Origin of the sequence: Acinetobacter sp. UBA1297, from assembly GCF_002307755.1 — a bacterium.
Lineage (GTDB): Bacteria > Pseudomonadota > Gammaproteobacteria > Pseudomonadales > Moraxellaceae > Acinetobacter > Acinetobacter radioresistens.
Genome location: NZ_DBUF01000013.1, coordinates 27,448 through 41,482, shown reverse-complemented (window position 1 = coordinate 41,482; position 14,035 = coordinate 27,448). Strand labels below are relative to the sequence as shown.

Annotated in this window: 11 protein-coding genes; 2 read left to right on the top strand and 9 right to left on the bottom strand. The window is 42.4% G+C overall.

The window, feature by feature from the left end; all coding sequences use genetic code 11:
* Positions 1 to 41 precede the first annotated feature (41 nt).
* From B3R63_RS05665 to B3R63_RS05630, 8 genes are all read right to left on the bottom strand, one after another.
* Positions 42 to 590 carry a molybdenum cofactor biosynthesis protein MoaE gene (locus tag B3R63_RS05665; RefSeq protein WP_286729048.1) on the bottom strand — a complete coding sequence of 183 codons (549 nt, stop codon included), beginning with the start codon at positions 588 to 590 and terminating at the stop codon, positions 42 to 44.
* 1 nt (position 591) lies between these two features.
* The gene (locus B3R63_RS05660) at positions 592 to 843 is read right to left on the bottom strand and encodes a MoaD/ThiS family protein (RefSeq protein ID WP_005407347.1); all 252 of its coding nucleotides are present in this window, start codon (positions 841 to 843) and stop codon (positions 592 to 594) included.
* 1 nt (position 844) lies between these two features.
* Positions 845 to 1,897: a GTP 3',8-cyclase MoaA gene (gene moaA / locus B3R63_RS05655; RefSeq protein ID WP_286729045.1), complete on the bottom strand. Its 1,053-nt coding sequence runs from the start codon at positions 1,895 to 1,897 to the stop codon at positions 845 to 847.
* Positions 1,898 to 2,030: 133 nt separating this feature from the next.
* Positions 2,031 to 2,669 carry a molybdenum cofactor guanylyltransferase gene (mobA, locus tag B3R63_RS05650; protein ID WP_286729043.1) on the bottom strand — a complete coding sequence of 213 codons (639 nt, stop codon included), beginning with the start codon at positions 2,667 to 2,669 and terminating at the stop codon, positions 2,031 to 2,033.
* Positions 2,666 to 5,446, bottom strand: coding sequence for a nitrate reductase (locus B3R63_RS05645; RefSeq protein WP_286729041.1), 2,781 nt, complete (start codon positions 5,444 to 5,446; stop codon positions 2,666 to 2,668). Before B3R63_RS05645 ends, mobA begins: the two co-directional genes overlap by 4 nt.
* 282 nt (positions 5,447 to 5,728) lie before the next feature.
* Positions 5,729 to 7,339 (bottom strand): nitrite reductase small subunit NirD, encoded by a 1,611-nt coding sequence (nirD, locus tag B3R63_RS05640; protein WP_286729039.1) that lies wholly within the window; start codon positions 7,337 to 7,339, stop codon positions 5,729 to 5,731.
* Positions 7,340 to 7,363: 24 nt separating this feature from the next.
* Entirely contained in the window at positions 7,364 to 9,910 is a 2,547-nt protein-coding gene (gene nirB / locus B3R63_RS05635; RefSeq protein WP_286729037.1) for a nitrite reductase large subunit NirB, read from the bottom strand.
* A 31-nt stretch (positions 9,911 to 9,941) separates the two neighbouring features.
* Positions 9,942 to 11,282: an MFS transporter gene (locus B3R63_RS05630; RefSeq protein ID WP_005407370.1), complete on the bottom strand. Its 1,341-nt coding sequence runs from the start codon at positions 11,280 to 11,282 to the stop codon at positions 9,942 to 9,944.
* Between the two features lie 415 nt (positions 11,283 to 11,697).
* Here B3R63_RS05630 and B3R63_RS05625 point away from each other — a divergent pair, with 415 nt between their 5' ends.
* Together B3R63_RS05625 and B3R63_RS05620 are read left to right on the top strand one after the other, a co-directional pair.
* The gene (locus tag B3R63_RS05625; RefSeq protein WP_005025959.1) at positions 11,698 to 12,285 is read left to right on the top strand and encodes an ANTAR domain-containing response regulator; all 588 of its coding nucleotides are present in this window, start codon (positions 11,698 to 11,700) and stop codon (positions 12,283 to 12,285) included.
* A 3-nt stretch (positions 12,286 to 12,288) separates the two neighbouring features.
* Positions 12,289 to 13,284 carry an ABC transporter substrate-binding protein gene (locus tag B3R63_RS05620; protein WP_286729035.1) on the top strand — a complete coding sequence of 332 codons (996 nt, stop codon included), beginning with the start codon at positions 12,289 to 12,291 and terminating at the stop codon, positions 13,282 to 13,284.
* Positions 13,285 to 13,406: 122 nt separating this feature from the next.
* On the opposite strand, the gene B3R63_RS05615 is transcribed toward B3R63_RS05620, so the two are convergent.
* Positions 13,407 to 13,856, bottom strand: a complete 450-nt coding sequence (locus B3R63_RS05615) for a hypothetical protein (protein ID WP_005404068.1) — start codon at positions 13,854 to 13,856, stop codon at positions 13,407 to 13,409.
* Between the last annotated feature and the right edge of the window lie 179 nt (positions 13,857 to 14,035).

Genomic DNA, 14,035 nt, shown 5'->3' with positions numbered 1-14,035 from the left:
GGTTCATTCTTTCTTTAAACAAGCATATTTTCAGTTCTAGCTTATAGCGGCCATTGATAAATCAATGAAGTGTTCTCTTTGGTGTGACGGCAATGCTGATGCTTTTCGGCTGAATGTTCTGGATGATGTGCATGGCTAAGGTCTATTTCATCTTTACGGATACAGCAACCCTCAACATATTGACTACTGCCATCTATATAGAACTCTTCTTTCCAGACCGGTACCTCATGTTTGACCCGTTCTACTGCTTCTTCACAGGCTGCGAAGGCTTCCCGGCGATGTGCTGCATAAGCAATGGCAATAATGGCTTTTTCACCAATCTCCAGTGCCCCAATCCGGTGTATTACACGTACATAAGATACGCCGTATTTAAGCTGAATTTCCTGTTCAATCTGACGAATCATTTTTTCTGCAACGGGTGCATAGGCAGTATATTTTAGTGCTTTTACTGCTTTGCCTTCATGGTGATTCCGAACCGTACCGATAAATACTCCAATCCCACCACATTCAGGAAAAGACTGAATCAGATCAAAAAATTCCAGCTTTAAAGCAGCCTCCTGAATCCGGGGAAACTGTTTGCATTCGCCCATTTCAACCTCCTGCTACAGGTGAAAGTAGTACCAGCGTGCTGTCAGTAATGAGTGAAGTCTGACGTGAAATAATATCTTCACCAATTGCACAGGCACAGCGTTCCATTATGGCAAGGGCTTCAGGATAGTTAAGTCCCACCTGATCCAAGACCTGAGAAACTGTACTTTGAGATTTGCAGATAATTTCGAAATTTTGCGGTAACTGCCGTTCTACCGCACCGAAGGCTTCAATTCTGATTTTGATCTGTGACATCTTAGCCTCCTATCATATGCATGCTAATCTTGCGGCTGTTTTGGTTCATATTCTGACTTTTTAAACGCTGTGCTATAGCGTAAAAGCCTTGTTCTTTGTTCCAGATGTATGGAGATAAAATGCTGTATAAATTCACTTCACCCAAAGGTAAAGAAGAGCCCAGAGAGCGGATTTCATTTTTAATATTTAAACCTTGTGGTGCAAACAGGCAGTTATAAAATTCACCTTGTGCTGTCAACCGTAACCGGTCACAGCTGCCACAAAATGAATTGGTAATGGTCGAGATAATTCCGATCGGATGGCCATCAATCAAATACTGTCTTGCAGGTTCCGAACCTGACTGTGCAGAGTCATTGTTTTTCTCAGTGAGAGTAAATTCAGTCGCCAAGGTTTCTAAAATGTATTTTTCACTGACCACATATTCCGTAGACCATTTTCTATCCCCATCCAGGGGCATAAATTCAATAAAACGCAGCATATTTTTTTGCTGAACCGACCAGCGTGCCAAAGGCAGAATTTGATGGTTATTGATTCCGTTCATCAATACACAATTGATCTTGATCGGTAAGCCAGCAGCTTTGACTGCCTGAATTCCTTCCAAAACGGGTGTTAAATCTTTTTGGGTCAGCTGCTTGAACTGCTTGTTATTCAAGCTATCCAGACTGATATTCAAATCATCCAGTCCGGCCTGTTTTAAGCTATCTGCATATTGCTTGAGGTAGTGTCCATTAGTGGTCATCGAAATACGCTTTAGGCCCAGCTTTCTTAGAGCTTGAAGCTGTTCAACGAAATGCACTACTCCCTGCCGCATTAAGGGTTCACCACCAGTAATGCGGATAGCTTCTATACCATGACGAACCATAAAATCACAGAATTGATATAACTCTTCAAAACTGAGCAGGTCTTGTTTTTTCAGCCATTCAGGATGTTCTGGCATACAGTAGACACACTTAAAATTGCAGCGATCAGTCACTGAAATACGTAGCTTGCGCTTGCTGCGGCCAAACTGGTCGACAAATAATGCAACGTTTTCAAGCTGTGTCATCGTCTTCATGTTGAATATCCATCTTCAGACTGCGGGCTGGTTATGCGCATCTGCAATGCTTGATACCTGCATTGCTCAATCTTGTAATAATCAGGTTTGCAATAAGTGTTCCAACTTTGCGCTAAAAGAAAAATATTCAGTTTTAGTGCAGAAATTTGAGCTGCTGATACTGTTGCAGCTCATCCAGCGAATTAATACTGTGAAAAAATAGGGCATGATTTTTAAAACATGCGACTTGAGCGTGCAAATCACTAAAACAGTGTTTAAGACTGCGCTGTTCTTGTTCAATATGTAAATTCAGGGTTACCAAGCTGCTGCGCTTGACCAGACAAAATGGATAAAGTGGCTTACCATTGATTTCGACATAAGCGACTTCTGCCAGATTATTTTTAGCTAGAGCCACATGTAGCTTGAGCAGTACTTTGGATGGGATATAGGTTACATCGCAGGGTACAAATAGCACATAGTCTGATTGCACATGCGTCCAAGCACTTTTCATGCCCATTAATGGCCCCTGAAAACCGGTCTCATCATCCTGATAATAATAAATATTTGGAATAATTTTTTGATAGATGGAATAGTCACGATGACTATTGATCCAGACCTGTGCAATATTTGGTTTCAGTTGTTGATAAATTTTAATCAGCTGAATCTGTTCATCAAATTTCTGCAACAGTTTGTTGATGCCATTCATCCGTCTGGCCTGTCCACCGGCTAGTATCACCAGATCAGTACGCGGATAAACTGTTTTATTATTTTCTCTCTTGCTCCCTTTTTTCATTCTACCGCCTCCATTTGGCATGCTTTAATCAGACCACGGATTTCAGGCAGACATGAACCGCAATTTCCTCCAGCTTTTAAACATGCAGTTATCTGTTTTTCATCCATAATATTTTTAGTTTTAATGGTTTCAATAATGCGGTTTTTACCGACTTTAAAACAGCTACACACCAAGGGACCTTCATTATTCACCATGGACATTGGCTGCCCGGCGAGTAAGGCTTTACGATGCATGGCACTTAAACGTTCACGTTTAAACAGGTTGGCTATCCAGTCCCGGTCTGGTAATAAAGCCTTCGGTGCAATATACAGGCTGGCAATTAAGTGACCTTCTTTCAGTACTACAGTATGGCTGATGTGAGCAGTTTGATCTTCAAGATTTAGCCATTCAAAACTTTCATCCTGAAATGGGAATAATTCTTTTAAATGCTCAGTAGTATGAGCGAATTTTTGACGATCTGCCAGTTCATAACGGAGAGCTTTGGTGGTGGTGATCTTTACCCACCAAACCATATTTTCAATAGACGATTGCACGGTTTTTTCAAAACCCTGACGTACATAAAATACGCCTTGCCACTGAATATGAAAGGGTTGTATGAGCACTGGTGTGTGTTTAAATTCTGGCTCATCGGAAATAGCATCGACTACCGGATTCACGATCTTGCCGATCCTGGCGTCAGAGGCCACCTGGTCATTCCAGTGAATCGGTGCAAAGACCTGTCCACGGCGAATATTGTCACTGACCATTGCACGTAAAACACAATTTCCCCATCTGGATTTAACTTCTACCAGCTCGTCATCTTTAATCCCGTATTTCAAGGCATCATGCGGATGGATTTCACAATACGGTTCAGCACGGTGTGTACTTAAATTGGCAGAGAGTCCGGTACGGCTCATGGTATGCCATTGATCTCGGATCCGGCCAGTATTTAAAATTAAAGGAAATTCACTACAGATTGGATAAAATGGATCTACTGCAGAGACCGCAATAAATTTAGCTTTGCCATCGGCATGGCTAAACTGACCTTGGCTATATAGTCGAGTGACTAAATCATCTGCCTGATCTTTGCTCCACACTGGCCACTGCACTGGTTTTAGCTCATTGTACTCAGCCAAGCTTAAATCGGTTAAACCCTTTAAATTGAAATAACGGAAATATGGTGTTTCAGATCGCTGACTTAAATGAGAATTTTGTTCGGCAGATAATCGGGCATGTTCCAGAAAAATGTCATGGCTATTATTAAAATCAAAACCACTAAATCCCATTTTTTGAGCCACCTGACTGATGGCCCACCAGTCAGCTTTGGCTTGTCCTGGTATATCTAAAAAAGCACGCTGTCTGGAAATACGACGTTCCGAATTAGTCACGGTGCCATCTTTTTCTCCCCAACCAAGTGCAGGTAACAAGACATCGGCATATTGAGTGGTATCTGTATTTTGGCAAATATCCGACACCACCACAAAGTCACATTTTTCCAGAGCTCGTTTGACCTGATCGGCATCCGGCATGCTCACAACTGGATTGGTCGCCATGATCCAGATTGCTTTAATCTTGCCGCTTTCAACTGCCTGAAATAAATCAACGGCTTTTAGCCCTGCCTGCTTGGCAATATAGGGGCTTTGCCAGAAATTTTGCACCAGTTGCTGATGGCTTTCATTTTCCAGCTCCAGATGGGCTGCCAGCATGTTGGCCAGTCCACCCACTTCACGCCCGCCCATCGCATTCGGTTGTCCGGTCATAGAAAATGGTGCGGCACCCAGTTTGCCAATTTTCCCCGTCAATAAATGGCAGTTGCTAATACTATTAGCCTTGTTTACTCCTTGAGAAGACTGATTCACCCCCATCGAAAACAGGGTCATGACTTTGTCGGTCTGGGCAAATTTCTCATAAAAGTTTCGCAGTTTATCAGCAGTAATGTCAGTACGCTGAGCCACTGCTTCAATAGAAGATTCAGTTTCACTCTGTATTAAAGTCTGTTCTAGGCCTTGTGTATATTGAGCAATAAATTTCTGGTCTACGTGACCATTTTTCCAGAGATACTGCAATAAACCATTAAACAGTGCCACATCTTGTCCGGGTAAAATCGGCAAATGCAAGTCCGCAGCTTCACAGGTGCTGGTAAAGCGGGGATCAACTACGACTACAAACAGGTTACGCTGTTCTTTGGCTTTCATAATGCGCTGGTACAGCACCGGATGGCACCATGCGGTATTGGAACCCACTAGTACTACCATATCGGTATGTTCAAAATCCTCATAACTCGCAGGGACAATATCCTCACCAAAGGCGCGCTTGTGCGCGGCAACTGCCGATGACATGCAAAGTCGTGAGTTGGTATCGATATTAGCTGTACCGAGGTAGCCTTTAACAAATTTATTGATGACATAATAGTCTTCAGTTAGTAATTGGCCCGATACATAGAAGGCAATACTGTCGCGTCCATACTGATCGATACATTGCTGAAATTTTTTGGCAATAATAGAAGTCGCAGTATCCCAGCTAGTGATTTCTTGCTGATCTTTACGCCCGATTATCGGTTCTAGGACACGGGTTTCCAGTCCCAAAGTATCTGCCAGATTACTGCCTTTAATGCAGAGCTTGCCATAATTAGCAGGATGATTGACATCGCCTTCTATCGCTACTTTCAGTCCTGATGGTGTTGGCGTCACATGTGCCGTTACTCCACAGCCCACGCCGCAGTATGGACAGGTCGTTTGCGTAGTTATTGTTTTTAAGTCTGTAGAGCTTTCAAGTTCCACAATGGGAATACTGTTCATGGATGCTCCTTAAGTTTTGTAACGGGCTATTTAATTCTTTTAAAAGGGGTTCATTACAACGGTGTCTTTTCAATTCGACTCATTTTTCTGAATGAACATTCGGTTCGACCTACTTTTCTTTCGGGAAAATTAGGCAAAACTATTGTCATCCACAAAACTCGCCTTAATCCATCATTTATCAAAAAGCTTTCAGAAACATTCATTTTCTTATGTTGTCTTGGCTTAAACAGTTGCAGATAACGTTTCTGCGTGTCCTGTTTTTTTCCATGACAAATTGATTTTTTAACCTGCTTTCTTTAATGCAAAATCCCGACCAAAAAGCAGCTTGTTGCGAATATTTGTAATTGGGGTTTGATCTGCAATTAGTTCCGCATACCAGGCGCCGTCTTCAGTGTCGCCAAACAACACTGCACCAATCACTTTATCCTTTTGAATAATAATGCGCTTGTAGATCTGACGTTTTTCATCATTTAATATGATATCTTCAAAATCTTCTTTCGGTTCAAAGTCACCTGCCGAGAACACATCACAACCACTGACTTTGAGCTGAGTTGGAACTGTTGGCGCTTTGAAAATCAGGCTGCCATGCTCGGCCAGATGAGATGCACAAATGAATGCCTGGCCCCATAGTGGTTCAACCAGACCAAAGGTTTGACCACGGTGCTCAATACACTCACCTACCGCGTAAATACTTGGATCAAAAGTTTGCATGGTGTCATTCACCAATACACCGCGGTTGCAACGCAGACTTGCACTTTGTGCCAAGACCATGTTTGGACGAATCCCCACAGCGAATACCACCAGATCAGCATCCAGCACAGTACCATCTTTGAGTTTGACCTGAGTGACATGACCATCAATACCAAGCAGCTCTTCGGTATCGGCTTCAGTCAGAATATGAATACCTTTTTGTTCAATCGTTGTTTTCAGCATTTGGCTGGCTTTGATGTCCAACTGACGGTCCATGATACGGTCCATCAGGTGCAGCACAGTAACATGCATGCCCTGCTGTTTAAGTCCATATGCTGCTTCTAGACCAAGCAAACCACCGCCTATGATCACCGCATTTTTTTTAGTCTTGCAATAGGCCAGCATCTGGTTGACGTCATAAATATCACGGAAACTGAGTACGCCTTTTAAATCACTACCTGGAATTGGTGAAACGAATGGTTTAGAACCGGTGGCAAGAATCAGGCGGTCATAACTGACTACTTCACCTTTTTCGGTATAAACATGCTTACGCGGACGGTCAATGCGGACTGCCGGATCACCGGCAATCAGGCGAATGTCTTTGTCGGCATACCAGGCATGCGGATGCAGCATGATGTCATCAATGGTTTTCTCACCCGAAAGTACAGGTGATAGCATGATACGGTTGTAGTTGCCCCACGGTTCTTCACCAATCGCGGTAATTTCATAACGATCTGGCGCCATATCCAGCAGGTCTTCCAGACAACGCATGCCCGCCAGGCCATTGCCCACCAAAACCAGTTTCATCTTTTCCTGAGAACTGCCGTTATTGGTAATATAGGTTTTTTGTGGCACAGGGCTAATGGATACCTTGCCATTTTCAATTTTGCTTGGGAATACCAGCAGTTTCTGGTCTTTATCTTCCAGACAACGGCCCGTCGCCAGACTGAAATGCTGCTTATAAATGGGTGAAGCGACAACGCGCTCACCTTGTAAATCACCAATGATGCCGCGTGACATCACAAAGGCCTTACTAAATGGGTCTTGGTTACTCAGCGCATATACTCGTTTTTCTGATCCCACACGGAAGATCGCAATTGATTGATCTTCTACTAATGCTGCTACACCAGTACTTGGGGTGATGTCGTCCAGTGCACACACTTCTACCCAATTCAGTTCATTCATGTCTTTAAAAATAGTCATCTTCTTGCTCCTTTATTATTTGAATCAGGCTTCCACTACTGCAATACGGTTTGTATCACGTTCAGCTTTTGTTTTTGGACGAATCTGGCCGCGAACTTCTGTAAACTGGATATGCGGGTCGTTTTGCTGTTCAGCTTTTGCATTAATAAAGGTTTTAAAACGTTTACGAACTTCAGGGTCTTCAATTGCAGTACGCCATTCATCCTGATAAGTGCCAATCACATGCTGCATACGGCTTTCCAGTTCAGTAGCAATACCAAGTGAATCATGCACAATGACATCTTTCAGATAGTCCAGGCCACCTTCCAGATTATCGCGCCACACTGAAGTACGTTGCAGACGATCGGCTGTCTGAATATAAAACATGAAGAAACGGTCGATGTATTTGATTAAAGTGGAAGTATCCAGATCTGAGGCGAGCAGTTCAGCATGGCGCGGTTTCATGCCGCCATTGCCGCATACATATAAGTTCCAGCCTTTTTCCGTGGCAATGACGCCCACATCCTTGCTCTGAGCTTCAGCACATTCACGGGTACAGCCGGATACTGCCATTTTGGTTTTATGCGGAGAACGTAGGCCCTTGTAACGGTTTTCCAGGAAAATGGCCAGGCCGATAGAATCATCTACACCATAACGGCACCAGGTGCTACCGACACAAGATTTCACGGTACGTAAGGATTTACCGTAAGCATGACCCGATTCAAAACCAGCATTGATCAGTTTTTCCCAGATTTCTGGTAATTGATGGACTTGTGCACCAAACATATCGACACGCTGACCACCCGTCAGTTTGGTATACAGACCATATTCTTTGGCAATCTGGCCAATCACGATCAGACCATCGGGCGTAACTTCACCGCCAGCCATACGAGGAACTACTGAGTAAGTACCATCTTTTTGAATATTACCGAGATAGTAGTCATTACTGTCTTGCAGACCAGCATGGCTTGGTTTGAGGACAAAGTCATTCCAGCAAGAAGCCAGAATATTTGCTACTGTTGGCTTACAGATGTCACAGCCCAGACCGTGACCGTGTTGCTGGATCAGATCATCAAAAGTTTTGATTTCATTGACCCGAACCAGGTGATACAGCTCCTGACGTGAATAAGCGAAGTGTTCACACAAATGGTTATTCACGGTTACGCCTTGACGTTGTAACTCAGATTTTAATACTTGCGTTACCAGCGGTGCACAACCACCACATGCCGTTGCCGCTTTGGTGCATTTTTTTAGCGCACCGAGTGAAGTGGAACCATCAGCAATCGCAGAACAGATATCCGCTTTAGACACGTTATTACATGAACAGATGGTTGCGCTGTCTGGGAGTAGATCAACACCGCTACCTCCTGCTTTCGCAGTAGCTTGATCAAAGCCTGGCATGATCAGACTTTCTGGATTTTCCGGTATGTCCAGACCATTCAGCATCATTTGCAGCAGGTCGTTATATTCTTTGGCACAACCGACCAGTACTGCACCGAGCAACTTGGTTTTTTCTGCATTGACCACGATTTTTTTATAAACCATCGCAGCTTCATCAGCATAGAAATAGCTGAGTGCATTTGGAGTCATGGCATGTGCATCACCTACAGATGCGACATCGACACCCATCAGTTTCAGCTTGGTACTCATGTCTGCGCCAGCAAATGCAGCACATTCTTCCTGCAGTACATGTTTAGCAGCAATACGCGCCATATCATAGCCCGGAGCGACCAAACCAAAAATCTTGTTATTCCACAGCGCACATTCACCAATCGCGTAAATATCTGGATTGGAGGTCTGACAATAATCATTAATCATGATCCCGCCGCGCTCACCAATGGCCAGCCCGCTTTGACGTGCCAATTCATCACGTGGACGGATGCCTGCAGAAAACAGGATAATGTCAGTTTCCAGTTCTGCACCATCACCAAACTTCATCACATGCTTGGCATTCACACCCTCTTCAATGGCTGAAGTCGCTTTTTGGGTATGAACTTGAACACCCAGATTTTCGATTTTTGAGCGTAAAACCTTTCCGCCCAGATCATCAATTTGAACTGCCATCAAACGTGGTGCAAATTCTACAACATGTGTTTCCAGATTCAGGTCACGCAGAGCTTTGGCAGCTTCTAGGCCTAAAAGGCCACCACCAATCACCACACCCGTTTTGGCATTCAGGCTAGCTGCACGAATCGCGTCCAAATCTTCAATCGTACGGTAAACAAAACAGTTTTCACGATCATTACCCGGAATCGGTGGAACGAAAGCATAGGAACCGGTGGCTAAAACCAGTTTGTCATACGCAATCACATCGCCATGATTGGTAGTCACTGTTTTACTAATTGTATCAATCGCAGTGGCTTTAGTGCTTAATCGCAGATCAATTCCATAAGCATCGGCGAAGTCTGTACGGCAAAGGGTTAAATCCTTGGCTGATTTACCGCTAAAATATTCAGTTAAATGAACACGGTCATATGCCAGACGCGGCTCTTCTGCCAGAATCGTAATTTCAACCTCGTCATCTATCTGCTCAAGCACAGATTCAATAAATTTATGTCCGACCATACCGTGGCCAATCATTACCAATTTCATATTCTTTCTCCTTTATTCTTTTTTGTATGATTCAAGCTGTTTTGTTGCGCTCAAGAACAGCATCTTCAAACAGCTTCTGCTCTTTGGCCTTATGTTCGACCGAAAAACGAATCATCAGTACAAAGCTTGCGGCAATCACAACCAGTCCGCCCAGCATCATTAAACAGGTTTGTATATCCAGCATACCTTTAAGCAAGAAGCCTGCTGCGACTGCACCAACATTACCCCCTGCTCCGATAATGCCTGCCACGCCTCCTAAAGCATCACGGTCAATAAATGGCACCAGTGCATAAGTCGCACCACAAGCCATATGGGTAAAGAGTGCAAAAATGGTCATAACCAGAATGGCAAGCATGGCGCTATTCATTTGCGAGAATAAAATTAAAAACAGACCTTCCATCAGAATCATGGCGAACAGCACTTTAGTACGTCCATCCAGTCCTTTTTTAATTGCCACCTTATCAGATACAATGCCGCCCAAAGCACGCGCAAATAATGCCAACAAGCCAAATATGCCTGCTGCCATACCGGCTTCTTTAAGGCCGAAGCTGAAGTGTTCGACGTAATACATCGCCACGATGTTATGTATGAAAATTTCAATTCCGAAACAGGCTGCATAGGCCCCAAATAAAATCCAGACCCGATAGTTACGTGCCGCATGCAGCAGAATCGCCATGCCACCTTTTTTCTCGCTTCCGACCTGTACACCTGCTGCCCGCAGTTCCTTGAAATTGCCTTGTGGACAGTCCTGGGTAAATTTCCAGTACAATGCCCCAACAATTAGCATCATCACCCCTGGAACAATTAACGCAATTCTCCAGCCTAAGGTCTGTTCAACTCCAAACATTACCAATGCAGCAAGAAGCAGCGGCATGAGCGCCTGAGTTGCTCCACCACCGGCATTTCCCCAGCCAGCTGTGGCAGCATTGGCGGTACCTACTACATTGGATGCAAACATGATGCTGGTGTGATATTGAGTAATTACAAAGCTGGCACCAATAGCGCCAATCAGTAAACGAAAGAACAGAAAGGATTCATAACTGTTGGCAGAGGCTACTCCAAAGACTGGAAGACTGCCAATAATGAGTAATGCGGTATAAGTTTTGCGCGGGCCGTATTTATCACATAAAGGACCAACGATGAGTCTTACGAGAATGGTGATTGCAACTGCAGCAATATTAATATTGGCTATCTGGTCTTTGGTCAGATGAAACTCTCCTGCAATAACTGGCATTAGCGGTGCACAGGCAAACCAGGCAAAGAAGCAGACAAAAAATGCGAGCCAACTCATATGGAAGGCCCGCATCGCTGCAGTACTAAAGTTAAATAGACTTATTTTTGTTGCTTTTTTAGCATTTAAATTTGAAGACATAAGCCATCTCCTACCTGAACTGAACGCATGGACTGGTCTGTTAGTGTTGCCACCTTACAGATTCGAACAGAGCGGACGTCGTTGGCCGTCTTACAAATTTTGAGAGTCTTCTTTGACCCATTCAGTAATATGCAGTTAATATGCCAATTTTAAAAATTGTTTTATATTCTATTGATTTTATTTAATTTTTATCAATTAACTAATTTTAATAGTTTTAATTTTATATAAGTTTACCGGTTAGAATCTAAGAATTGCATTATTAAGGTGCAGAGGGTTAAAGCAAAGAGCACTTATTCTGCATTTTCTGTATTTCTCCATTGAATTTTAATCATCGTGTCTTAAATTTTTATATCAGATTGGCATTCTAATTGCTTTAGATCTTTAACAATTGTTAGAGACACAACCCGAGTGTTGCATGTCAAAACTTAAAATAGTTTTAATCGATGATGACCTGGAGCGAGCAGAATATATTAGAGTTTCTCTGCTGGAACATCATTTTGATGTGGTGGCCTGTCTTGTTATTGACCACTCTAATATGTCTTATTTGCAGCAGTTGCACGCAGATGTAATTCTGCTTGATATACAAAATCCGCATCGAGATATTATTGAAAACTGTGTCAGCCATTTTGATTTGCCTACTGTTCTTTTCACCAAAAATAGCCACAAGGATACGATTAAAAGTGCTATCGATGCTGGAGTAACCGCCTATATCGTTGATGGGATTGATCCGGCCAAACTTGACAGTATTTTGCAGATCTCGATTGAACAGTTTAAAAAACACCGAAAATTGCTTAATGCCTTAAAAGAAACCGAAGGAAAACTGGCTGACCGTAAGGATATTGAAAAAGCCAAAGTGCTACTCATGCAAATGCATCATCTCAGTGAAGAAGATGCATTTCGCCTGTTAAGAAAAAATGCCATGAGCCATCGTATGACCATGGGTAAAATGGCCAGAAGGCTTCTTGACGCACAGCAATTATTACAGACCAGATTAAAGGATTAGGTTATGAAACAGCTTGAAAAAACAGATATTCAGCTAGGCTATATACCATTACTGGACTGTATTGCTATTTTATGGGCCAAACATCGTGGCTTTTTTACAGAAACTGGTTTAAATGTCCAGCTGGTTAAAGAACCATCATGGGCCAGTCTGCGTGATCGGCTAGCTTTTGGTTTTCTCGATGCTGCACATTGTCTTTCTGCAATGTTACCTGCTGCTGCAATAGGTCTTGATCAGTCAGGGATACCTTTTCAAACACCATTAATACTAAGTACCAATCAGGCTTATATCAGTTTAAGCCAGAAACTGTATTTTGAACTGAATATTAATTCTAGTGATACAGCACAACAATCTGCACAAAAAGTAGTGCAAGCTTACTTACAGGGACGTCCAATTCAATTAGCGCAGGTTTTTAAATACTCGCTTCATCATTATTGTTTAAGAGAATGGCTGGCTCTGGCCGATGAACAAGCCGCCCAGCACTTTGAATTAAAGACTCTGCCACCGCCGTATATGGTTGAGGCTGTTTCTAATCACTTAATTGATGGTTTTTGTGCAGGTGAGCCTTGGAATACCCAAGGAGAATTACAAGGTTATTCAAAAATAATTACTTCAAGCCAAACCATTATTCCTAAAGTCGCCGATAAAGTATTGGCAGTAACGGCCGAATGGGCTAGCCAGCATCCAAATACATTAACCGCTTTAGTCGAGGCTATTCAAAAGGCACAATATGAATTAAAACAAATGCAAGATTATCAGCAAATCTGGCAACTACTTATTCATTACAATATTATCCGGTTTCAATGTTCTGCTGAGATACACGTAGACAAATTTTATTTTATAAAAAATATTATACAGAACTTTATTGGTGAGTCTGCTCAGCCCCAACTAGCCGATTTTATATGGTTAACTGAAAAAATGCTGAAATGGGAACAGCTTGATTCTTATTCTTCGGATTTCCACCAACTTGGTCAAAGTTGTATATACAAACTTCAATGCTGATATTGGCTCCGGGAAGTTATTTGGATTACTATTAAAAATGAGATAAAAAGTTCTTATAGCAAAACTTTTTATCTCATGAAACGTTTTTAAAGATACTAAGATTAATTTTATAATTCAGTAACCTAGCGGTCTATAATATCATTTATATCTTCAATATCCTCATTATTATAGTCCTCTGGTACTACACCCCCATCGTGTTCATTTCCGTCGCCGTAGTCATCTTCATTAACCAGATCATCTTCTTCTGCTGGTGTAATTCGAATCTGGCTGGCGGTTTCAGGTGAAAGGTCGATACCGGCTTCATCATCTTCAGTGAATTCGGTATAGTTGACTCCGTGCTCGGCGTCATCTGGATCAGTCATACTTGGGATAATCCGAATTGCGGCCATTCCCTTTCCTGATACTTCAAATGTAAGAATATAGCCATTAAAACTTTCCGGATCATGGGTTCCATCCAGATAGGAAGCCTCATAGCTGATGTCACCAACTGGGATAACTGTTCCGTCTTCTAATTTTATCTCTTCAGGAAGATTAATTTTCGGCTCATTAATATCTTGCATATTGTTCTTCATATTTTAATCAGTTGTTTTTAAACTTGCATAAATCTGAAAGAAATGTAAAGTAATTTTATACGGGCTTTTTTTTAAATTTATATCGCTTCTGTATAGAATATTAAGCATTATTTACTGTAATTTCGTATTTTAAATTAGAGTTTTTACTTAAAATAAAATGCTTATAGAAAATCGTCTAT

What these genes read in the sequence shown, in the direction of transcription:
- B3R63_RS05665 (WP_286729048.1), bottom strand. Translation starts at nt 590, where the DNA reads ATGGGCGAATGCAAACAGTTTCCCCGGATTCAGGAGGCTGCTTTAAAG.
- B3R63_RS05660 (WP_005407347.1), bottom strand. Translation starts at nt 843, where the DNA reads ATGTCACAGATCAAAATCAGAATTGAAGCCTTCGGTGCGGTAGAACGG.
- moaA (WP_286729045.1), bottom strand. Translation starts at nt 1,897, where the DNA reads ATGAAGACGATGACACAGCTTGAAAACGTTGCATTATTTGTCGACCAG.
- mobA (WP_286729043.1), bottom strand. Translation starts at nt 2,669, where the DNA reads ATGAAAAAAGGGAGCAAGAGAGAAAATAATAAAACAGTTTATCCGCGT.
- B3R63_RS05645 (WP_286729041.1), bottom strand. Translation starts at nt 5,446, where the DNA reads ATGAACAGTATTCCCATTGTGGAACTTGAAAGCTCTACAGACTTAAAA.
- nirD (WP_286729039.1), bottom strand. Translation starts at nt 7,339, where the DNA reads ATGACTATTTTTAAAGACATGAATGAACTGAATTGGGTAGAAGTGTGT.
- nirB (WP_286729037.1), bottom strand. Translation starts at nt 9,910, where the DNA reads ATGAAATTGGTAATGATTGGCCACGGTATGGTCGGACATAAATTTATT.
- B3R63_RS05630 (WP_005407370.1), bottom strand. Translation starts at nt 11,282, where the DNA reads ATGTCTTCAAATTTAAATGCTAAAAAAGCAACAAAAATAAGTCTATTT.
- B3R63_RS05625 (WP_005025959.1), top strand. Translation starts at nt 11,698, where the DNA reads ATGTCAAAACTTAAAATAGTTTTAATCGATGATGACCTGGAGCGAGCA.
- B3R63_RS05620 (WP_286729035.1), top strand. Translation starts at nt 12,289, where the DNA reads ATGAAACAGCTTGAAAAAACAGATATTCAGCTAGGCTATATACCATTA.
- B3R63_RS05615 (WP_005404068.1), bottom strand. Translation starts at nt 13,856, where the DNA reads ATGAAGAACAATATGCAAGATATTAATGAGCCGAAAATTAATCTTCCT.